At 40.9% G+C, this 22,852-nt stretch carries 20 protein-coding genes and 2 pseudogenes; 3 read left to right on the top strand and 19 right to left on the bottom strand.

Annotated elements, in window-relative coordinates; translation table 11 throughout:
* Positions 1–31: 31 nt before the first annotated feature.
* From A8C56_RS02885 to A8C56_RS24050, 4 genes are read right to left on the bottom strand one after another with little or no spacing between them, the layout of a single operon-like run.
* The gene (locus tag A8C56_RS02885) at positions 32–562 is read right to left on the bottom strand and encodes an ATP-binding protein (protein WP_218917234.1); all 531 of its coding nucleotides are present in this window, start codon (positions 560–562) and stop codon (positions 32–34) included.
* Entirely contained in the window at positions 549–770 is a 222-nt protein-coding gene (locus A8C56_RS25225; RefSeq protein WP_218917233.1) for an ATP-binding protein, read from the bottom strand. Before A8C56_RS25225 ends, A8C56_RS02885 begins: the two co-directional genes overlap by 14 nt.
* Before the next feature lie 28 nt (positions 771–798).
* Positions 799–1,617 carry a Mu transposase domain-containing protein gene (locus tag A8C56_RS24055; RefSeq protein WP_157097854.1) on the bottom strand — a complete coding sequence of 273 codons (819 nt, stop codon included), beginning with the start codon at positions 1,615–1,617 and terminating at the stop codon, positions 799–801.
* An 11-nt stretch (positions 1,618–1,628) separates the two neighbouring features.
* Positions 1,629–2,360: a hypothetical protein gene (locus tag A8C56_RS24050; protein ID WP_157097853.1), complete on the bottom strand. Its 732-nt coding sequence runs from the start codon at positions 2,358–2,360 to the stop codon at positions 1,629–1,631.
* 237 nt (positions 2,361–2,597) lie between these two features.
* Between A8C56_RS24050 and A8C56_RS25595 the strand changes: the two are divergent.
* Positions 2,598–2,735 (top strand): annotated as a pseudogene (locus tag A8C56_RS25595) (IS256 family transposase); the annotation flags it as partial.
* A 476-nt stretch (positions 2,736–3,211) separates the two neighbouring features.
* On the opposite strand, the gene A8C56_RS02875 reads toward A8C56_RS25595, so the two are convergent.
* On the bottom strand, positions 3,212–3,760 hold the full coding sequence (locus A8C56_RS02875) for a hypothetical protein (RefSeq protein ID WP_067751806.1): 549 nt from the start codon (positions 3,758–3,760) through the stop codon (positions 3,212–3,214).
* Complete coding sequence (locus tag A8C56_RS02870) at positions 3,760–5,076, bottom strand: RHS repeat domain-containing protein (RefSeq protein ID WP_157097852.1); 1,317 nt, start codon at positions 5,074–5,076, stop codon at positions 3,760–3,762. The genes A8C56_RS02875 and A8C56_RS02870 overlap by 1 nt, the downstream gene beginning before the upstream one ends.
* A gap of 10 nt (positions 5,077–5,086) precedes the next feature.
* Between A8C56_RS02870 and A8C56_RS02865 the strand changes: the two genes are divergently transcribed.
* A complete protein-coding gene (locus tag A8C56_RS02865; RefSeq protein WP_218917232.1) occupies positions 5,087–5,410 on the top strand; it encodes a helix-turn-helix domain-containing protein in 324 nt (107 codons plus the stop codon).
* A gap of 66 nt (positions 5,411–5,476) precedes the next feature.
* Positions 5,477–5,974, top strand: a complete 498-nt coding sequence (locus tag A8C56_RS02860) for an RDD family protein (RefSeq protein ID WP_067751800.1) — start codon at positions 5,477–5,479, stop codon at positions 5,972–5,974.
* Between the two features lie 390 nt (positions 5,975–6,364).
* Here A8C56_RS02860 and A8C56_RS02850 read toward each other — a convergent pair whose 3' ends face one another.
* The 13 genes and pseudogenes from A8C56_RS02850 to A8C56_RS02790 all read right to left on the bottom strand — a co-directional run bounded on the left by A8C56_RS02850 (position 6,365) and on the right by A8C56_RS02790 (position 22,832).
* A complete protein-coding gene (locus A8C56_RS02850; protein WP_067751794.1) occupies positions 6,365–7,129 on the bottom strand; it encodes an RHS repeat-associated core domain-containing protein in 765 nt (254 codons plus the stop codon).
* 84 nt (positions 7,130–7,213) lie between these two features.
* Positions 7,214–7,576 carry a hypothetical protein gene (locus tag A8C56_RS02845; RefSeq protein WP_067751790.1) on the bottom strand — a complete coding sequence of 121 codons (363 nt, stop codon included), beginning with the start codon at positions 7,574–7,576 and terminating at the stop codon, positions 7,214–7,216.
* A gap of 629 nt (positions 7,577–8,205) precedes the next feature.
* Positions 8,206–8,925: a hypothetical protein gene (locus tag A8C56_RS02835; RefSeq protein ID WP_067751783.1), complete on the bottom strand. Its 720-nt coding sequence runs from the start codon at positions 8,923–8,925 to the stop codon at positions 8,206–8,208.
* Between the two features lie 57 nt (positions 8,926–8,982).
* Positions 8,983–9,030 (bottom strand): annotated as a pseudogene (locus tag A8C56_RS25445) (hypothetical protein); the annotation flags it as partial.
* A gap of 199 nt (positions 9,031–9,229) precedes the next feature.
* Complete coding sequence (locus A8C56_RS02830; RefSeq protein ID WP_067751780.1) at positions 9,230–9,739, bottom strand: hypothetical protein; 510 nt, start codon at positions 9,737–9,739, stop codon at positions 9,230–9,232.
* 2 nt (positions 9,740–9,741) lie between these two features.
* Entirely contained in the window at positions 9,742–13,698 is a 3,957-nt protein-coding gene (locus tag A8C56_RS02825; protein ID WP_084489963.1) for a DUF6443 domain-containing protein, read from the bottom strand.
* Between the two features lie 53 nt (positions 13,699–13,751).
* A complete protein-coding gene (locus A8C56_RS02820) occupies positions 13,752–17,354 on the bottom strand; it encodes a hypothetical protein (protein WP_157097851.1) in 3,603 nt (1,200 codons plus the stop codon).
* Positions 17,355–17,439: 85 nt separating this feature from the next.
* The gene (locus A8C56_RS02815; RefSeq protein ID WP_157097850.1) at positions 17,440–18,285 is read right to left on the bottom strand and encodes a hypothetical protein; all 846 of its coding nucleotides are present in this window, start codon (positions 18,283–18,285) and stop codon (positions 17,440–17,442) included.
* 71 nt (positions 18,286–18,356) lie between these two features.
* The gene (locus tag A8C56_RS02810) at positions 18,357–19,067 is read right to left on the bottom strand and encodes a hypothetical protein (protein WP_218917231.1); all 711 of its coding nucleotides are present in this window, start codon (positions 19,065–19,067) and stop codon (positions 18,357–18,359) included.
* Positions 19,068–19,080: 13 nt separating this feature from the next.
* Complete coding sequence (locus A8C56_RS02805; protein WP_157097849.1) at positions 19,081–19,815, bottom strand: hypothetical protein; 735 nt, start codon at positions 19,813–19,815, stop codon at positions 19,081–19,083.
* A gap of 424 nt (positions 19,816–20,239) precedes the next feature.
* Complete coding sequence (locus A8C56_RS02800; RefSeq protein WP_157097848.1) at positions 20,240–21,235, bottom strand: hypothetical protein; 996 nt, start codon at positions 21,233–21,235, stop codon at positions 20,240–20,242.
* A gap of 5 nt (positions 21,236–21,240) precedes the next feature.
* Complete coding sequence (locus tag A8C56_RS02795; RefSeq protein ID WP_067751757.1) at positions 21,241–22,104, bottom strand: hypothetical protein; 864 nt, start codon at positions 22,102–22,104, stop codon at positions 21,241–21,243.
* Positions 22,105–22,157: 53 nt separating this feature from the next.
* Positions 22,158–22,832, bottom strand: coding sequence for a hypothetical protein (locus tag A8C56_RS02790; protein ID WP_157097847.1), 675 nt, complete (start codon positions 22,830–22,832; stop codon positions 22,158–22,160).
* Between the last annotated feature and the right edge of the window lie 20 nt (positions 22,833–22,852).

Here is a 22,852-nt window from a genome sequence, read left to right as displayed (position 1 = left end):
TTGTTTTTGCTGAGCTAAGAGCGGTGTAAAACTAATCTTTTTTTCTTTTTCTCAGCGACTCTCCTGTGAGTGTTATTTTGTGAGCGTTAGCTGTCAGCCTGTCACAAATTGCATCGGCCAATGTGGGATCATTTATGTACTCATAAAATTTATTAACCGGTAATTGCGAGGTTAGGATGGTGGAACCATTCGCGTAGCGATCTTCGAGTATCTGTAACAGGGTAATTCTCATGTCATGTGTCAGCGGTTGCAGGCCAAAGTCATCAAAGATGAGCAGAGGTGTTTTAGCGATCTGGTTCAGCAATTTTATATAGGAGCCATCCAGCCTTGCCGAGGAAAGGGCTTCAATAAACCGGTTCATAGAAAAATAGATAGTTCTGTAGCCCAGCATACAGGCTTGTCTGCCGATAGCACAGGCCAGGTAAGACTTTCCACACCCTGTTGCACCGCTGATAAGAAGGTTCTCGTTTTTGTCAATAAAAGTTCCATCGCAAAATATAGCCAGTTGCTCTTTGGTAATTCCCCTTTGGCCGGAACAGTTAATTTGTTCAAGGTGTGGCATTGTAACGGAGTTTGGATAACCGCAGGTAGAGTTCTGTACGCCGGTGGGTTCTGTAAGACAACTCTGCTTCGCCCAGGCTGGCAATGATGGTATGGGCATCAGGCTGCTGATGACTGTGTAACTGCATCACAGCTTCATAACGTTTAGCCATGCCATAGAGTTTTAATGCTTGTAACTGTTGAAGTGTTGCCTGTGTGTTTGTGTTCATTTTTTTTGATTTATTGAATGAATGAAAATTATTGATATGCTTCGGGGCCACGCAGATTGTTATGTGGCGGGGTCTGGAAAAGTTCAGCCTGCTGTGAAGCGGGCTGCTTATCCAGGTTGCTTTTAAGGATATTGTCAATAGTCCGATAGGTGAACTGTTCGCCCTTTAGGGCGCGCAAACAGGCCGCCTCCAGCCGGTCGTTACCGTATTGTTTGCCCAGCCTTAAAATACCCAGGCAGGCATTGTATGTTTGTTCAGTAAACTGTTTTGCCTGTAGTAGTCTTTCAATGTATTGCTTTGCGGATGCGCCTACTGCAGTGGCCTGCCGGACAAAATAGTCAGCCGTCCAGCCACGCTGTTCAAGGTAGTGCCGGTGGCCTTCAGGCATATGCTCCTTTACAGTAGTATAGCCATGCTTCCTGTAACTGCGTTTATGCAGTGCAATCCGTTGGAACTGCAAATAAATCTCTACTGTATCGGCGTCATAAACCGCTATTACTGTTTTACCGATATGACCGTATGGTACGCTGTAATGGTGCCAGTCTTCGCCCAAAGTGATATGATAGTTGCGCTGCACTTTAGCCTGTACCCGGTGCTTTATTACAAAAGGGGTTGCAGGCAGCGGTTGCAGCAAGTGTTTTTCTTCTTTATTAAAGCAGTCCTGCCGGTTGTAGTCTTTTCTTTGAAAGGGTTTATCGTGATGGATCGCCAGTTGCTCACTGATAGCCCTGTTCAAAGCATCAAGGCTAAAAAATACCTGGTCGCGCAGCGGGGCATAAATACGACGATAGGTGATTTTTACCTCGTTTTCTACCGGGGCCTTATCCCTGGGTTTGGCCACACGCACAGTGGTAATGGCTATATTATAGTGTTGTGCCCACTGGGCAAAAGCTTCTGTAAAGGCTGGTTCATAGCGGATGGTTTTACAACAATCTGCCGCATATTGTCGGTTTTAAGCTCCCTGGGCACACCGCCAAAAAATGAAAGGCAATCGCCCAGCGCACCCATCAACTGAACTAACGTAGCATTGGGCAGTGCCTTTACAAAGCTATATCCACTATAAGGTAGTACACAGACGAGTACCGGGCAGGTGATCAGCTCTCCGGTAGACCGCTCGGTGTAGTACAGCGGATCTCCTGCAAAATCAATCATAACCACCTCTGCGGGACGGTAATCAAACCGCATAGTGGGGGTGTCGACATGCTTTTGCCTGGACAGTAAAATACAGAATTGCGTATAGCCATAGCCGTTCGGGAACTTGCTGCGATACTCCTGCCAGAGCAGTAAGCGCGTAACACCCGTTCGGCTTAGCTCAGCAAAGAAATAATCTGTCTGCGCCTCAAACTCCGCTCTGCGGGTATCTTCAACAGGCGGTTTTACCGGGGCGTAGACAATACCGGCAAGTTCGGCATCGCTTAGATGCTGCAGTTGCTGTAAGGAAGCAGTATGGCTTTTGAATTGACGTGTGTACTGTGTAACAGTCTTACGGGACATCCGCAACTCCCGGCTAACAGCGCGTAGCGAAAATCCTTTGATCAGGTATTGAAGAATAGAGCGAACCTGGTGCATTGTAATCACTTTGTTGGACATGTCTTGTTTTTACACAAAACAAATCCGGGTGAATAAAATGCCCTTAGCTCATCAAAACTAAGGTAACCCCTGGTGGTATACTTTGCGCCGTATTGTCAGTTTAAAAACTAACAACCTCTGGTCTACTTTGAAGTGAAATCCTTAAAAATTAAAGTATCCGAAAGTGGTACCCTTTACTGTGAAATCCTGGTACCCTTTGCTGTGAAATAACTGGTATACTTTGCAGTGAAATATCCACCTGATGATCAGGCCGCCTTAAAGGCTGTTTACATGGCTATTACTAATATCGAAAAAAAATGGAGTATGCCCATCCAAAATTGGGGGTTCATACTCCATCAGTTCTTAACTATCTTTGACAACAGATGCCGCCTCTAAATGCAGTCGCTTAATCTGTTTACACAATTTATTTTATACTCTCAAAAGAGCAAGCCGTTAAAACCGAAGTTTTAAAAATTCATATAGATATTATAGAAAACGCTTTAAGCCCCTTTACAATTAAAAAATTTGACACTGTTATCACAGGATATGGCAATAAAGAATCTCTCAAAGAAAACACCATAACCCTTGGCTTTGAGCGATTCGTATTATTCTTTGAAACAAAACTTAATATTGTTAATAATATTTGGATGTGCCAATCAGCCGATCTCCCGAGAGAAACGAGTAACTCTAAGCTTTTACAAGCTCTAACTATATTAGGAAAACAATTTCAATTAATCCTCGTTGACTGGAATGAAGAAATCGTTGTACGGTTATCATCTACCACAACAGTTCAACACTATTTAAAAGAGAGAGTTCGCATTTGACTTTTAGAAAAAATCGGTAAAAACCCGGCGTTGTGCCGGGCTTCTTTGTTATTTAACTCTAAAGGTTTTTATTGATTCAAGGAATGGAGGATAATTCTTCTCCTTTATGTTATACAGAAGTATTGCATACTTACCATTAGTGTAAAATTTCGTTATCCTTTCCTTATTCCTTTTATACAAATCATCCTCATTATAACCCCTCTCATTTGTCCAATATTCATCCAGATAAGAAAAATCCTTTCCTTCCTCTAAGTCTCTCACTTCCCAATTATCAGATTCTTTCCCTTCATTTTTATACGAAGTATAAATATAAATGATTTGCTTAGAGGCATACTCAAAATAAAACTTATTACCTAACTGTTTCCAGTAAACGATATTCTTCGGAAGTCTAATAGTAAAGTGGGTCGTATAAAATACCTCTTTGTCCGCAACACCGTTAACCTTATTAAAATAGTCTAATTCATTATAGTCTTTGTTATACCTGAAAGTCATGTAGTCCGATGCTATACTATTTCTTTCAATATCTAAATAAGTTCTGCAAGAGCTTATATTAATTAAACATAGGACTGCAAGTAATATTTTAAATATTAATCTCATTACTTATTAATTTTTTGAATCGCCCTTTTTAAATCAGAATAATCAATCTGTATTATAACTCCTCCGGTATTGTAAAAACCAACTCTGGGGATATAGCTTTTTTCAGGTGTTCCGCCTATCTGACCGGGCGGCAATGGTTTTACTTCTTCTCTAAATCCTAATACCATAGAGGGTTGAGTATATCCTCTGTTATTCTTGGGGTCACTATCAGTACTGGATGGTTTGGACAATCCATATTCTACTATATTCCCATCAGCATCGTATTTCAACGGATGCAAATGAGCATCTGATGCAGGCTTATCGCCTTTTGATGTTAAATCAGCTCGTGCTTCCCTCCAAGCATCATTTCCAATTTCCCCCTCTTTCTCACCTGTGACTGTTTTAGATGACTGCCCGTTCTGACCAAACATAAACCCCTTCTCTGTATTAGTCTTATCGGTTTGGGCAAAAGCATATATATTGTCCATTTGTTTTACCTGCCCATCTGTTATTTGATTAACAACATGACCATCATCAATAGCTTTGTTTACATCTGCCTCCTTCTTACTGGTTGTTAATACTACTTTCTTATCCGTTTTTCCATCTTCGACATGTTTAACCATCTGACCTTTTAAATTATAATAATCGGTTAGCGGAGCCATTCCATCAGGGTCAATAAATCTAATCGGATTATTAAACGCATAGTTGTAAGGCGACCAACGACGCATTCTATCAGCCAATGGGTCTATTACCATCCATCTTCCTATTTGGTTATCATACATCCTTGCTCCATAATCTAACCATTCAAGACCTGAACCATCGCTGAACTCATTACGCTGCTCTTGTTTACCGTTGTATTTATATTTATTTGTTAGAGCACCTGCAGCCTGTGAGGATATTCCCTTTTGTATCAACCCGAACGGATAATAATGCGTTTCTTCCAGTAAGGACTTATCCTCCTGCACCATCGCCCTAACGTTGCCCAGGTGATCCTTCAGGAAGTAATCATACACAAACGATGTTCCATTAGGTCGTATACGACCTTCTTCCATGGCTACATGCTGCAATACATTATTTTCAAAGATCATTCCACTCAAGTAAGTAGTTACTTTTGGAGACTGACCGGTCTCATTGACCGTTTTACTTAGCATGTTACCTGCTGCGTCGTACTGGTAACTGATCGTTCCCTTCCCTGTTACCGTGATTTGCTCCGGTAAATTTAAGATATTATACGTTATCGCACTAATACTCTTGTTCTCATCTTTGGTCAGGTTACCGTTCCCGTCATAGGCATAATCGTCGGTTGTGCCATTGGCTCCATCATTAAAATCTCCCAATCCATAGGTTTTGGTATTGATCCCGGTTTCCGTCACTTTTGCCAGCTTGTTGCTGTATACCAGTATCTGGATGATCGGTATTAATGACGGCGCCTATGGCCGCTATGAACGAAACGAAGTAAAACCCACCATTGAAATGGCGGTAAAAATTGCTCAGGCCCTCGAAGTATCACTGGATTACCTCACCGGCAACTCCGATATCGAACTGGATAAAAATACTCTCGACCGCGTTCAGGAAGTAACCAAACTCTCCGATAAAGACAAGGAATATATTTTTGTCACACTTGATGCGCTTATCAGGGATTTTAAAAATAAACAAGCTTATAGTAAATAGTAAAGCCTGGCGAACGCTAGGCTTCCGGATACGGCCTTTGAGCTCATATTAATTTAAAAATATTTCGTGAGTAAATACCACACTTTTTGGAGAAGATTAGCAGCGGCTATTATTGATGGAATAATACTTTTTCCACTCACTTTTCTATATAACACAAGCAACGGTTATTTTTATATAGGTATAATAGCAGAGTCTGTTCTTTCTATTCTTTACTTCGTAGTATTGCAGGGAAAATATGGCCAAACGCTTGGTAAAAAAATAATGAGCATTAAGATTTTCGATATAACTGAAACAAAACCCATTGGATTCAAAAAAGCCATTCTAAGGGAGTTCCCTTGGATTATTATTACAATGGCTGCATTGGTTTATCTATTTTTTATCCTTTTTGTATATAGAACAGATAACACCAACACTGCCCTTGAAAAATATAATAATCTCAGTTTTTACATCTCATTGAGCTGGATTGAAATAGAGTTAGTAACAATGTTTACTAATAACAAAAGAAGAGCTTTGCATGACTGGTTAGCAAAATCAGTAGTGATAAAAATTAATATCGCTTCCTAAGCCACATCGTATCCGTAACTGCATTTACATCTAGACCGTTTATCCCACCTTTGAAAATGTAATAATCCTTTGTCACTTTGAGTATTTGTGCACTTATAAAATTTAATTTGTAAAACTTCATCTCTTCTGCAGGCAACACCTTTGTCGTTCTTAAAAATATCAAATCAAACATGCAAGGACTTTTCCAACGTACTTTCCAGTAAGAGGTATCATTGGTAGCAACGTTGATTTCCCTTTGCAAAGAACTGTTGCGAATAATTAAAAAAGACTGCCGTGAGTTTTGAGGATAGAAATAAAACTTTCCATTTCTCACCTCAGTACATTCTGATTGACCCAAAGTTGAAAGTGACAAAAAAAAATTGGCACAACAAAAAACAATAATTCTGCTAATCATTTTTCCCATAAAAACTTAAATCCAAATGTTTGTGTAAAAGTAGTTTTTCCCACTTTCTGTTGCCCGCCTACACCTATGGAGATACTTTGACTTCTTCCATTTGTCCCAACTTGCACATTACCTACTGCCTGTGTAGTAGAACTACCAACGCTCGCCTGAACTGTTGTTTTTGTTTCTCCAGAAGTACTCGTTGATACTGCCCCTTGTACAGTCATAGGTATTTTTTTGACATTAACAGTAGTCTTACCCCCTATTTCTTGTGTAACAGTTCCTTTAGTATCAACACTCGTTTTCTCTATTATTGATGTGTTACCCGTTTTGGCTTCAGTTTTTGTATCTACGGAAGTGCTCACGGTCGTTTTAAAAAATGGCTCCTTATTTCCGTCTAAAGTGTTATTGTAGATTAAATAGTTCATCTTACCTCCGAAGTTAGTACTTGCTGTTGTAGTAACAGTCCCTCCTGCGCTGATCGTAGCAACAGGAGTAGATGATACCTCTGTAGAAGTACTGGTTTTGGAAAAATAACTAACTGCATTATCTATCTTATTGGAAATATCCTGAAACTCTGCTGCTATTGCTCGTTTAAACTTATCAATTATATATTCTGCTTCTAAGCCCTCCAATTCCACATGCGCTGTTACTTTATTCTCGCTAAACGCATAGGTACTATTGTGTACATACTTATCTGACAATGGGTCAACCTCTATAAACCTCCCGATCTGTGGATCGTGATTTCTGTACTTAAAGCTATAATAATTCAACCCTAGATCATCATCGAACTTTTGTCCCTGGAACGTTTTATCCTTATTAGCTAAAGCGCCTGAAGCCTGCGTGGATATTCCTCTTTATATCAACCCGAAAGGATAATAATGCGTTTCTTCCAGTAAGGTCTTATCCTCCTGCACCATCGCCCTAACATTGCCCAGGTGGTCTTTAAGGAAGTAATCATAGACAAACGCTGTTCCATTGGGACAGATACGCCCCTCCTCCATCGCCACATGCTGCAATACATTGTTTTCAAAGATCATTTCACCCAGGTAATCCGTTGTCTTTGTTGCTGACCCCTCTGTCACCTTCTTCTGCAACTTATTACCCGCTGCATCATACTGGTAACTGATCGTTCCCTTCCCGGTTACCGTAATTTGCTCCGGTAAATTTAAGATATTATATGCTATGGTGCTGATTGAGATTGCTCTTAATGCCGCCAAAAACCTATGCCAAACAGCGCTTTAGTTATGATAATACATTCCAGCCTAGCTTCAGTTGTTGGGCAAAAGACACAGCAACGGCGGCACGCGGAACACCTGCAATGGCAAACATATTTTATAACTGCCATCGACCTAATGCAGCTCTCAAAGGAAAAACGCCATACGAAATATTACGTGAAGAACTTCTTCCAACATAATTTTGTCAATCGTAGTTCCAGTCCGCACAAATAAAAATTATTTTGCCTTAAATATAAGAAGCAATATTAATAAGGCCAAACTAACTGAAAAGTATATTGGCAAGATTTTCCTACACTTATTGATTTGGTTCTCCGTAACCTCAATTTCTTCTAATTTTTTCTTTGAAAACAGAAAAGAAAAAATTAGAAGTATTACCCCAAAATATATACTTGCAAAAAAACATTGTTCCTTCTTTGGGCTATCTGATTTCCACGGCATAATGTAAACAGACGGAATTTTCAACAATAATGCGATTTGAACCAAATGAAAAAACAAGAGAAAAACTAAAATAATAATTGTTCTCAAATGCGGAATATCTATCCCTTTTGCCTTAAACATCCTGTAAATAATTGCAGGCAACAAATTGATTTTTTTCATAAACGTTTATAACTCTACCATCTAAATAATGCATCAGTCGCTCCTGTTAAGTCTAATACGTCTGTTACAATTCCAACAACTGGATTTACTTTTCCAAATACTTCTAACTCTAATAATGCACCTTTAATTGCCGCTTTAGTAATATTGCCCGCAGTCGGATTATCGTATGCTTGTTTAATAGCTATGCCAGCATCTATACCTGCTGAGATTCCGCCAAGCCCTCTAGTAGCAACCTTCAGGCCATTCATAGCTGCCCCCGTAGTCTTTGCTTCAGCCTCCGCAGCCTCAATTCCGGTGTCTATTACGGAATTAGTCATCCCTGTGCCACTATTTACTTTATCCACTATATCTAAAGGATCGTTAGGCTTAGGCTCCTCTGTTCCTTTACCACCTAATTCACTCCCAACTTTACCTCCCTCAACACCACCAGGCACACCACCTTCTATCTCTCCCGGCTCAGCATTGGACTTATCATGCTCCGTAAAAGTTGGCTTGCCATATGCTAAAGCTGTTACTGTACCATCCTCATTAAGCTGATAGCCTTTTCTTGTACCATCAGCATCTGTATATCCTCTTTCAACAATACCCGTTTTTTGAGTGCTGATCTTGCTTGCATCCTCATCCTGGCTTTTTGCCCAGGCTTCAGCCTGACTTTGGTTTTTTACACTTGCAACATAATCCGCATGCTGATCCCCATATTTATCCGTCCACCGCACCCAATCTGTCGGGCTCATTCCATCCGGATCTATAAACCGTAAAGGGTTGCTAAATGCATAATTATAAACGCTCCAACGCCTGCTTCTGCTTGCAAGCGGATCAACACTCTGCCACCTGCCTATTTGGTGATCATAATAACGTCTATTAAAATCACAGGCTTCAAACCAGAACCGTCAGAGAACTCCTGGTTATTTAGTTCTTTGCTGTTGTATTTATACCGATTGATTACAACGCTTGTATTCGTGTAGGATATCCCTTTTTGCGTCAACCCGAACGGATAATAATGCGATGTGTATCCCAGCAATATAATTATGGACCTTCTTAAGGCCCATAATATTCATCACATTCTTTATGCTTGATTTGGCGTCTATCAATTTTTAAATATGGGTGAATTCGAGTTGTTTTAATCGAATCAAAAATATTAAACCCAACCTCATGTACTTTATTATTATGTCTAAATTCATAGATAACCGCTTTATTCCTTTCTTTTAAAGCCGGATTTTGAGAATAATCTTTACTCATTGTTTCAAAAATCACAGGCAATACATACATTGTATCTGTCATGCCTCCATATATTTCAATTAAATATCGTTTACTTTGCATCTTAAGAAGGCATAAATTCACTGAAGAATGTGCTACATCAAACCCATTAAGGCGTTTTTGACAGTCGAAAAAACTTGATGCATTTATTTTTTTTTCACCGGGTTTAATTGGAATGCATACTTGTTCATTATTAAATAAAACCAGCCACCCTTTATACTTATGACTAGATTGGCAAAACAAATAATTTGGATATATTTGAATGAAAATAGTAAAAATAAGATATTTCATCGTTAATTTTTGAGTTTTATATTCCCGTGAATATCAGATGTTGCATCAACTAAATACTTTAAAGTGAACTGCGTTTTGCTTTGAGTCGCCTGTTGCTGTACCTGCGGTTGGCTAATAATATAGTTACGCCAATTTTGGAAATGCAGTGAGCTCATACTCATTTTTTGGCCAAGTGAAGCATATATAGTTCCATATGCCATAACATCATTTGGCTTTATTTTTCCGCCTCCTCCTCTTACAAAACCTTTAGCAGCTTCAGATTTATTCCTTGAATATCGATCCATTAAACCAAGAAAATGAAAACTCTCGTGGACAATAGTCTCTCCTGGATTTTGAAAAGCATCGGCCCTAAGGTATCCAATTGTGGAAGTTAGTACATCTGGCCCTTGACTTAGGACACGATTATTCTCATCAGTATTTTTAACAGGGCTTAACCACACTTCCGATGCTTTCGTTGTATTATCCAGCTCATCTAAATTGAGTTCATTATTACCTTCTCCAATTGCTTTTCCTTCTAAAACATCAATATTCTCATACGTTAAATTGATATTAATATTCACTCCATCGTCCCCATTCGCTTTGCTGCTAAACAAATATTTGTTTTTACCATTTTGCACAAAGTCATTGGCTTGTTTTTTAAACTCATCCCTTTGAGCTTTAGTGCCATGACTCAAATAAATAGTAGATGTGATTGTTATTCCTGTAATATTTCCATTTCGATCTCGCTCAACCGTAATAATAGCGTCTCTTCCATCAACATCAAATAAACTAATCGGATTGTTAAGCGTGTAGTTATATGGTGTTACATTAAAATATTTCTCACTTAAAGGATCAGGTTGGAACCAGCGCCCTATCTGTGCATTGTACATCCTTGCCCCATAATCATAAGCATCCAACCCTGTGCCATCCGAAAACTCACCACTTTGCAACTCCTTGTTATTATACTTAAACTTGTTTAACGCAACGCCTGTATTCTGGTAGGATATTCCCTTTTGTGTCAAGCCGAATGGATAATAATGCGTCTCTTCCAACAACGTTTTATTCTCCTGCACCATTGCTCTAACGTTACCCAAGTGATCCTTCAGGAAGTAATCATACACAAATCCAGTTCCATTGGGTCGGATACGCCCTTCCTCCATACCAATAAATGAAAGAACTTCCCCGTTTGTACCCTCAAACACCATATTGCCAACATAGTTGGTAATCTTTTGCGTACTACCCTCCGTCACTTTCTTGCTTAGCTTGTTACCTGCTGCATCATACTGGTAACTGATCATGCCCTTCCCGGTTACCGTAATTTGCTCCGGTAAATTTAAGATATTATAGGTTATCGCACTAATGCTTTTATTCTCGTCTTTGGTCAGATTTCCGTTCCCGTCATAGGCATAATCGTCGGTTGTGCCATTGGTTCCATCGTTAAAATCTCCCAATCCGTAGGTTTTGGTATTGACACCGGTTTCTGTGACTTTTGCCAGCCTGTTGCTGCCCGGCAGGTAGCTGTACACCAGGTTATCCATATTAATGATCCCGTTGTTATACATCCCCTTTTGGCTCATTCCTTTAATATTACCATTGTAGTCATAGGCACTGGCTGCTGTACTGCCATCACCCATCTGGCTTGTGAAATCTACCGCGGTCTTTACAAAAGCACTGCCGCTGTACTGGCCAAAGTCTGCCTTGAGCAGGCGGTTGGTGTTGTCATAACTGAAACTGTATCTTCTTATCGGGGCGCTGTTGTTCTGACCCCGCCAGCTCATGCCTGCTATATTGCCATTATACTGCAAACCGCTCCCCGTTCCTGTTCCAAAAGAGGGAGCCTTATCGTAATTGAGTTCATATCCAAAGAAATTGGTGCTGGCGGCTGTGGCACTGTTCACATAACCCCGGTTCATACCCAGTAGCCAGCCTCTTATATTATACTCATAGGTCTGCTTTTCCACGCCAGCCGATCCCGTGGCATCCGTGGCACCCAGCGTTTTGCTCACCAGCTGACCCAGCTCATCATATTTATTGACAGCCAGGATCTTTTCTGTGCTCAACGCGCCGGCATCTTTTTTAACCTGCCTGGTGGTCTTTACCACCCTGCCTAAAGCATCATAGGTATTTCTGCTTACGGTTAACAGAGAAGTGCTGCCGGTACCTCCTTTGCTCTGGCGACTGATCACGGTTAGCGGCTGGCCACTCCAACTGTACTGGGTAGTCATTACATCCACTCCCCCTGTATGATTCAGCGACTTTACCTGCACCGGGCGCCCTTTATCATCATAAAGCGTTAGGGTATACGTATACACCGTACTGTTCAGCACTTTTACCCGGCTGCCCGTTACCATCCCTTTGGTACGGCTGTCTGCTGCTGGTTTCTGCGCATACGGCCATACTGTGTTACTCACTGGCAGTAAATTACCGGCCGTATCTGCCGCTGTAAAGGTGGAAGCCAGCTTGCCGGACAGCTCTGTTGAGTAAGGCGCTGCACTTACCCAATTATAATCATCATAAAACGTCTCTGTCAGTATACTGGCATTGCCATTGTTCAGCAGGGTGGTGGTCGGGTACTGGATGGCTGCATTATCATCACTGTTAAAGGCCATGGCAGCCGCCCAATGGCTATTGGGATTATTGGCGGCTATGACCAAACCCGTTCTTACCGGCCGGTTTAACCCATCATATTGCGTGTAGTTCCAGATACTATCCTTACGAAGGTTGCCGTCCTGCGTCATTACCAACCGGTCCCGCACATCATAGACCATCACCACTTCCGAAGCGCCCGGCACCTGCTTGACCCTCATCCGGTTACGGCCATCATATTCATAACGAAAGCATTGTTCTTTAAGCAAAGTCGGCGTCAGCGTCCAGTTCTTTGCATCATTCATTGTCTTTACCCCCTCCGGCTGGATCACGCACCGCAGGTTCCCAAGGTCGTCATAGATATAATAGGTGCATACCCAGCCCCAGTGCCCTTTGCCCTGCCCATCATCCAGGGTTGTGCTTTCCAATTGTACTTTCTTTAAAACCAGTTGGCCTTCCTTGTCTTTGAACTCGATCACCTGCCTGCCCTGCTCATCCACCGTTACATTCTTGTACAACTGGCCGGCATCATACACTCTTGTACTGGCATAGGTACTGGTGATGATTGCTCCCGGTGCACCCCCCGTATTACTGATATACGCCCGGAAGTTGCTGCCTGATGGAGCGCTGAACCCCGGCGCAAACGTGATGCTCTGGGATGCCACGTATTCCGTGGTAGCAGGCTGGTGCGCCTGGCTGACTGTGAGTGTGGCAGGCACTGAAGACGCACCTGTGCCGGGCGTTCCATCTGTTACCTCCCAGATCCGCACACTATCCCTGGCTGTATTGATCCAGTACTTGCTTTTTATGCTATGGCGCGTAGCCTCTGTGGTAGCTCCATAGCTCCCCGCCCAGCTTTTACCGGGTGCAAACTGCTCCATTACCCGGTTTAAGGGAGAAGCCTCAAATACCGTCTGGCTGTAAAAATAATCTTCTCCCTGCGGCGTACCATATTTGCTGGTCATAAAAGCCTGATGTTCTGTAAAGGGGTCCGTTTTAAATGATCCATTGGAGCTTGGGGCTGCATATGGCGCATATTTGTACTGCTCCCTGCCATATTCATCATACAATACCGGAGTTACCAGGTCTTTGGCATTAACCGTATCTGTTCCCACACTTGCCGTTGTCGTGGTGACCATCGCGCCTTTCTTGACCACCGTCTGCAAAGGGCGACCCAAACCATCAAAATACTGCGTTGTCATTTTACTCTGCAGCAGCCCTCCCTGCATTAAGGCCTCTGGTGTTGTTACCGGCGCTGTAGCCGTCCAGGTACGGATATAATTTACAGGCGTATTGGACGTTGAATAAGTGGGTAAGTTAACTGGCGGTTGTGCCTTAATTCCAGCCGTAATACATAATAGTATGGCAAATAATAATACTAGTCTATATAGCATAGTTTTGCAATTTTCTGTGAATGAGTACACTCAAATTCATTTAAAGAGTTATTTTAGTCATTCGTTAAATAACCGTTTCCCTGCCTGATAAAATAATCCCTTCCCCAACACTCACCTCCAATATTACGATGCAGTTCCACATTTCCAACGAAAGTGGATGTACCATTACACAATTTTGTGCCAGGGTCTGATGCAATGATATGTTCATCATCACAGGCATACTTTCTTAGTTCATAGTTCACATTCAAATTGGTAACAGAAACCGGCACTGTGTAATTAGCATCGCTAAAAAAGTCTACATACAAATCTCCGAACTCAGAACCTGAACTGGATGTTGTATTTTCAATTCGGCCCCTTGCGTAAATGGGATTTGCTACTGGGCAAGCCGTCAAATTGATACCAATATTCACCCATCTCAGTTGATCGAATGTAATGCTGTTTTCATTTATGTCTCTTTCCTGTCTTTCCTGGTATCCTGTATTATTGTTATTTGCATCTTTCCCACAACGTATAAGACCGGTAGGAGTCCAACTCGGACCGGTTGACACTCCCGTAGCACAATCAATTAAATTTCCTGCGTAATTATAACAATACTTTTTAATCACTTTTCCAGTATCATCCTTCACCAGCTTCAGTTTGCCGAACCTATCATACTCATAATAGATAGTACGGCCTCCAACATTGGTTTCTGACGTCATTCCAATATGGTATTGATAGGTATAAATGCTCACCTGAATACCGGCAATATTTCTCAATGAACCTAAGTAACTTCTTAAGCTCCCATCGCTCGCCGGATTACTTAACTGTGCTGTATCTAAACCAGACAGGCTTATTATTTCATCAAAGCTTTTATTACCAATTATTTTAGCCACTGGATACAATCCCTTATACCCCCATAAGTAAACTTCTTTTACATTATTTGCTTTTCCCATTTCTATAATATTTCCCAGGCGGTCATATTTTATGAATTTATATATAGTATCCAGCGGAAACGATCTATTCTGTACCTGATAGGACCCCGGAAGGTAAAGAGGACTTGTACTATTAAATTTTAAAAAATTGGTACTACTCAGCGAAGTTTGTTTGGTGCCCAGGCTGTCCGTTTTTCTAATAACCGGGGCAATCATATTTTTAGAGACCATTTCCTGATAAACCGCTGTTCCGGGAAAATCAAACGGATATTTGTACTCAGTTTTCACAACCTCATTTTTTGAATTTGTTGCCACTGTTCTCCTGAGTTTATAATAAGGAGCGTCTGTGTAAAAATATTCTTCCGTTTGATTTACGGAATCGTTTGCCGATATTCCGTAAGTCGTAGTTGTTTTTGTCTTCAAATAAGGGTAATAGGCATAAATATTGGATGCCGACATCTTTATCACTTCAGTAGACCCCTCTAACCTGGGATAACCTTGTACATTCACTATATTTCCAAAGATTTCCGATTTAAAGTCAATTGATCTGATTTTATCATCAAATCTTACAGGAGCATCATTATAAACATACTGAACTTTTTCTAATAGCTTTTTTGTACGATCATATGTTCTCGTTAACAAGATCCGTCCTCTTTCCTGTTCTATTGAGTTAAAAGCCAATTTATTTAATACATTTCCCGACAGTTCATCGGTCGATAAAAAGGTGCTCAGGTAAGCGTTGGCACTTTTGTCAATAGAACCATTATCATGATTAGAAAAAACAACTTCAGTGATCCCTCCATCACTATTTTTTTCATATATTTTTGAATAGGTGATATGATTGCCATTCGTATTATTGGGTTGCAAAATACCAGCACTTTGCATTTTGTAAAATCGAAGCGCTGCACCATCCGAGCCCTCTTCAAAATACGTGGGTCGTCCTGACAAAATCCCGCTAGACAGGGTATTACCGTTTAGATAATCCTGAACATAAAAATATTCTTTGATTAACGAAGTTCCAACGTCCCCGGGATCGGAAACAATTTTCTTTACACGTAGTCCCCCTGCTTGTGCGTTGGCCGTACTAATAAGCGAAAAACCGGATTGAAGATTTCCTTTTACATATTGGGAATATTGATGTGGTTCATAAAAAAATGTAGTTGATCCTCCGGTTGGATATATTATTTTTTTCAGGACTTCAGCCTGATTAATCACAGAATCTGCTGAAGGCACCCTATATTGTGAATAAACATTTTTTAAATTGGCATATGAAAAAGGGGAAGTCACACTGGTCAGATAATTAAGATTATTGTAATATCCCCAGTGATCAACCCGCTCGGAGCCATAACTTGGCAAGGTATTCGTAACATATTCGAATCTGTGAATTTTTGTCTCATCTCCAACTATTGCCTCATTCCCATACTCCGCAATACCTAAAAGGTGTAATCTTGTTAAAGGGCTGGTGTCTGGAAACATGGGATATAATGCATATACAATCTTGTTCGTCAGGCGGGACCTCACTTCCAGGCGGTTCAGTTTATACCAATGTTTTACACTGGGATAATATTCGCTTATATATTCGCCATGATCGCTGGCATATTGCTCCCAGGGGGCAAATTGAAAATCATAATCCGGATCGTCTGATAATGATTTATAAAACTTTACTTCAACTTCAGGTGTTATTATCTTGTCAGGGTAGACGTAGAAATCTCTTATCAAGCTTGGCGTTTTGTCCGATGATGCAGATGACGACCCAATCGACCCGGCATTCACTCCGGAAGCAGCACCATAAATATTTTTAAAGGTTTTAAATGTTGGCATATTATCGAATGAGTAAGTAAAATTCATTTCCCTGCGATCAGGCAATATTACTTTTGTTAAATGCCAGGCTTTTGCAACAAAATTTGGCCGGTACGTATCAACGGCTGCTACAGGATCAGCTTGAGCCGAAAAGTCGATGGAATTGGGCTGACTGCCAAATATATATTTTACTCCGTTTTCATCTGTGATGGTAAATCCGTAAATAATTCTTTTTATACTGAAACTTTTGGGATAAGTTATTTCTCCGGAGGGGCTGGTAAATCCATTTATATTAATAACATAATCCTGAGTTAATGTGTCAGAGATCTTTAAGTTCATATTGCTTCCTGATGCTAATACCCAAAGACCTTTATGATTTTTATAAAAAGATCCTGAAATACCATTGATGGAAAAATTGAACTCATCGGGTGCCGGGTAAGCAACAGGTCCTCCGGAAGGAGCATATGTACGCATTTTTGACGCCAACTCCGATAAAAAAGCAGAAGAGAACCAATCGCTACGATCCAATGTTGAATAGTGATCATAATATGAATATGTATTACCATACGTATATGACAGGTATTCATCTACTCCACCCCTAACATTTCTTGTAACAATGCCTCCCACCACGAGACGCCAACCCAAGCCCATTAATCCAGGATGTTCGTCAGGTTTGACACTTGCAAGATCATAATTCAGCGATACAGGCATTTTATAACTCCCGACAGACAACGTATATAATCCAATATTGACATCAGGTTGACCAGTAAACATATTAATTTTTTGCTCCGAATAAGAGCCTAAAGAAGCTGCTTCGGGGCTGTTGGTATACACCTTTGGAAGTACCGACGTACCTCCCGAGCTGGATATGACCTGCCCTTTAAGACTCAAAGCACCAGTATTAGTTAAAAGATAAAACAAAATGAAGAAAGTGATGGATCTCATATTTTCACTTTTAAGAAATATTTTATTGCACATATATTTATAAATCAGGAAAACTTCTTATTTAATAATATTGTTTGCCTAAGAGTTATTGCAATACAAAACGTCCGTGGTGTTTTTCATGTTTTAATTGCACTTTTTTTCGGCCATCTGATAATTGTTCTTTCATGGCCTTATTTTCCCTTTGAAGTTCTTTAATGGTGTTGTTCGTTTCAATCAAATGCAATGTCAGTTCCTCAATCTTCTTCAACAACATCGCTTGGTTCGCACCTACTTCTACGCCATTTTCAGCGACCTCTTTAGCAGAAGGCACATCCGGCAGATGGCCATTTGCTTTAATGAAGCTTTCTATTTTATCCAACGACATTAGCGGATAGGAAGGCTGGAATACATAATCCGGCCAGTTAGCTGTTTCCACTTTTATCTCTTTTGCCCGAATATTGCCGTTAACGGACAGTCTTTCTTTCGGAGTAGTTGTTCCAATACCTACATTCCCGACTGCATTCCATATTCCACCAGAAAAATTTACATTTCCGGAAAACGCATTTTCATATGTCAATTCTTTCACATTGGTACCGGTAACGGCTTCATCCACTGCCGACCAACCCTGGAAGCTGGTCGCGCTTATACCAAAGCAAAGGGCACTTACTGTAAAATGCTGGTAGTATATTTTATCATCCAGGAACACCACGACTTTACCATTCTCATTTGCCAGGAAAATTTTTGGCGTACGGGCTCCGGTTGATGAAGCACTGTAATTAATAAATTCGCCATTATAAATATAGTATACTAGTTTCAACCCTATCGTTTTTTTGCTGCCATAACTGTACCCGTCAATAAACAGGGTAACCATCTGATACGGGCTGCTTTGATAAATCAAGTTTGTTTTAATCTTAACACCATTTGCCGGCGTAATTTTTGGATTATAATTCAATATATTCTGGTAAAACTGTGCCTCGGATTTCTGAAAACAGCAAATCAGCAAAAAGACGAATAGTAATTTTTTCATTTGTTTATTTTTTTTTCGAGGGTCATATATTTAGAATACAGGTCCTGATACTTTTTATCCTGCTCAAGTATATATAGTGTTAACTCTTCAATTTTTTTTAATAGTATTGCCTGGTTCGCGCCTACTTCTACTCCTTTCTCAGCAACCTCCTTAGCCGATGGCACGTCTGGTAAATGCCCATGTTCCTCAATAAAGGCTTCTACTTTATCCAACGGCATTAGCTGATAGGAAGGTGTAAACACATAATCCGGCCAGCCGGAGGACTGCAATTTTACCTTTACTTCCTCGCCGATAATTTTACCGGCTACAGCAAGCCTGTAACCGGCAGGAATGGCCGTTGTTCCAATACTCACCCGTCCGGAGGTATCTTCAACCAACACTTTTTGCCATTTTTCCCAGTTGGGTTGTCCATGCACTCCCTGGCGATAATAGATACCGCCAATATTGAAAAATAATTGGTGCTTCTTCCCACCTGTCGCATCCAGCCATGGAGCTATAGTTAGCAAGCCTCCGAAACTTGAAGCTCCCACGGGAGCGCTGATGCTATCGCTACGCCTGAAATCACCAAAAAACCCCCTGTTATAACTGGCCGCTGGCAAATCTTTATATCGTGTATCTGCCATAATAAGCCTGGTAGCATCCTGGGCATGGATATAGAACACGGCGAAAAACAAAGCTATAAAAACGGCAATGCTGTATTTTTCCATTTTGATTCGTTTCTTAGTGGTTATCAGTTTTGTTTTGTTGCTCAATTATTGCTGTTTGCTGTTTGATAATGCCTTCCAGCTCCCTGATCTTACGCTCCGTATCCTCCTGCTGTTGTTTTACCTTCTTCTCCATCTCGATCAAATGCAGCATCAGCTCTTCAATCTTCTTTAGCAACACAGCCTGGTTAGCACCTACTTCTATACCATTCTCAGCCACCTCCTTGGCTGAAGGCACCTCCGGTAAATGGCCATGCTTCTTAATAAAACTTTCTACGTTTTTGAGTGGCATTAACTGGTAGTCCGGTTTAAACACATAGTCCGGCCAGCCGGATTGCAACTGCACTTTCATTTCTTCCGCTATGGCTTTGCCAGCAACAGCAAGTTTGTAACCACTTACTGGAGTCGCTCTTCCAATACTGATATTACCCTTTACTACAAGATCACCTTTTGCCGGATTTGCATAAGCGTAAGATTCGGATATTAAAACCCCACCTGCTTTTAGACCGCCGGCAGCACCAAGTGCTTTTGAATTGAGAATAGCCAGGTATCGGTTCTGATCGGTAGAGGATGTACTTAATCGTAAAGCGGGGTTAGCTGCATCAACTGTTATATCACCCTTTACATCTATCGGTGTTACAGGGGTAGTTGTCCCTATTCCTACATTTCCCGTTGTTGGAAACACATTTGTTTGCCCTTTACAGATAAGTAACAGCAACAGCAAGCAACTGGTAAAAGTTAGTTTCTTCATATTCGTTTATTATTTTTCTCTTTTTTTCAAACGCCAGAACCATCTGGTTCAAAACCAAGGCATAAAATGGCCATTGGGCTATCTCTAAAATCATTAGATATCCGATCTGTGGACATACACTAATTCCACTATTAATTAAATCATTATCTAATAGCCGGGTATACAGGAACCTGCATACGCATCTTTAATATGTATATTAATTATTTCCTTACACTATATTTTGCCAGCCAGGCAACAGATTGTACCGGAGACTTTCTCACAACATCATTTTAGTCAGGTGTCTTATCTATCCTTGTTTATGTGCTACTTCAAAAACAGTATGGCTTTGAGGTTTGTTTTGTTTTAGTGGTTCATTATTGTTATCATTGATAAAGTTACAATACAAAAGAATATCTCCAAATATTTTTTTGAATTATTTTAATGTTCACTTAGCTTTCTGTAGTATCTTAAGCTGTTTATGTAACGCAGTAAGTTTCTCTTCATATCGCTTTTGCTGCGTTGCAGCGCGTTCTTCCAGCTCAATCAGGTACATCGTCAGCTCTTCTATCTTTTGCAACAATTTTGTTTGGCTGTCTCCCACATCCAGTCCCTCCGCCTGCATTTCAGCAGCAGACTGTATTTCCGGCAGATGTTTATTATTTCGGATAAATGCTTTTACTTCAGATAATGACCGTAGCCGGTATGCTGAATCAAAAACAAAATCGGCCCCTGATGTATTCACTACCAGTTTATTGGCACGTACATCCCCATTTACATCCAGTTTGTAGGCAGCATTGGCCTGAGAAGTCTTCCCAGTCAGAATATTTCCGTCCACTAAAAAATTACCGGCCGCGTTTCGATAAGGCAGTTTGATGAACACATTGTTATCAAAGTCGCACTTCAGGCCATAGTTCTGCGTGCTGGCCAGGAACCCGGTGGGTACTGTAAGCGTCCGGGTTACTGTAGCCGGTACCGGGTTCTTTGCTGCAAAGTTCCGGATGATCTTATATTGTATACTGCCCCATTGATAGCGTGACCGCACCCACACTTCATTATTATATACATAAAAAATAGCAGCTTCCGGGTTGCCTGAAGTACACTCAATTTCCAATCCATCGAACCGGCTTTGCGTTCCGGTATATTTGGTAACATAGATCCTGTAAAGAGCCTGTCTATTATAGTAATTTACATCTCCCAATACATTTATATCCAGGATCATTGCATAAGGATCAGCAGCCGCAGCTACCTGCAGGAGCTTGTAATGGTATAGTGCATAGTTATCCGAAACATCAGAGTTCACGGCACCAAGGTTTACCCAGGGGCTATCCACTGCAGGTATGGTATAATCCTTAAGTGCACACCCCGTAACACCTTCCGAGATAAAAAGCAACAGGAGCAAACCAATACCCGCTTTTAATTGCGTCAAAATTCTAGCATTCATTTTTATTAATTTTTATCAGAAGAAACTTCATCCTTCATCTTATCTTCAATTAGTTGTAACCTGTTTTTCAGCGTTGCATTCTCTTTTTCCAACCGGATCATATGCAACGTCAGCTCCTCTATCTTCTTTAGCAATATTGCCTGATTGGCTCCTACAGCTACACCCTTTTCAGCAACTTCTTTTGCCGATAGTACGCCGGGTAAGTGACCATTTTCTTTAATGAAGCTTTCTACCTTGTTCAGCGGTATTAACGGATAATCGGGTTTAAATACATAATCCGGCCAGTTTGCAGTTTCTACCTTTATTTCTTTTGCACGGATATTGCCGTTAACGGATAACTTTTCACCGGGCGTTGTTGTGCCGATACCTATATTGCCATCAGCCTGGATGGTCATCTTTGCCTGGCTAATGTCTATCGGTGTCGTCAATGCTCCTCCATTCCCTGACACTGCAAGAACCAATTTGTCTTTCGCCCCATCAGAGTATTCAAATATGGCACCCGCACGTGCATTTGTAGCCGAAGCCCAGTATCTTGACAAAAGAATTGCGGCCCGGGGAGTATTGATGCTTGCATCATTTTCAGCAATATGCAGCGGCGCCTGAGGTGTGATTGTTTTTATACCCACATATCCATTATTCTCTACGCTAAAGACCAAACCACCTCCCGGGCTGGTTGTTTTACTGCCCAGTCTTAGAATAGGTGAAGCGCTATCGGCCTGGTTAACGTATAAGGCAGCCCCACCTCCCCGCCTTACAAAAAAATTATAATCCGTATTTGTCGGCGGGTTTCTAAAAACGCCTGTTTGTATCTGGGCATTTAGCCGGATTGAACCAAGAACAAGGATGGTTAATAAAATTGCTTGTTTCATATATTTGTTTTTAATCGGGAATACTATTTTAAATTCAATTACATGAAAGCGGGTCAGCGGTCGTCATCCTTTCCATGTTCCATATCCAGGTGCTGCTGCTTCAGATCTCTCACCGTTTTTTCAAGTTCAATTATATGTAAAGTCAGTTCTTCTATCTTCTTCAATAATATTGCCTGGTTAGCGCCTACATCTATACCTTTCTCAGCGACCTCCCGGGCAGAAGGCACGTCCGGCAAATGACCATGCTCCTGGATAAAACTTTCTACTCTGTTCAATGGCATCAACTGGTAACCGGGTTTAAACACATAATCCGGCCAGTTAGCTGTTTCCACCTTTATCTCCTTCGCACGGATGTTACCATTGACCGATAGTTTTTCCGAAGGAATAAGTACTCCAATCCCTACATTTCCGTTAGACTGTATGACCATTTTTACATATGAAGAATCTAATGGACTTCTTCCACTTGATACCGCAATTGCTAATTTATCATAACTGTCATAATAATGAAAAAGCGCTGAAGCCCTGACATTAGAATCATTTTGCCAGTACCGGGACATTAGTATAGTACCATTGGGTTGTTTTATTAAGTTAGCACCCGAAATATGTAGCTGAGATCTGGGAGATGCTATTCCTATTCCCACATTACCGCTGGCAGGGAACGTATTCGTTTGAGCACAGGCACAATACCAGGATATGCCCATTAACAATAAGCAGTACAGTTTTTTCATAACAATTTAGTCTTTATTTT

This window comes from Niabella ginsenosidivorans, from assembly GCF_001654455.1.
Taxonomy (GTDB): Bacteria; Bacteroidota; Bacteroidia; order Chitinophagales; family Chitinophagaceae; genus Niabella; species Niabella ginsenosidivorans.
The sequence above is the reverse complement of the archived record's forward strand: the minus strand, read 5'-3'. Positions and strand labels throughout refer to the sequence as shown.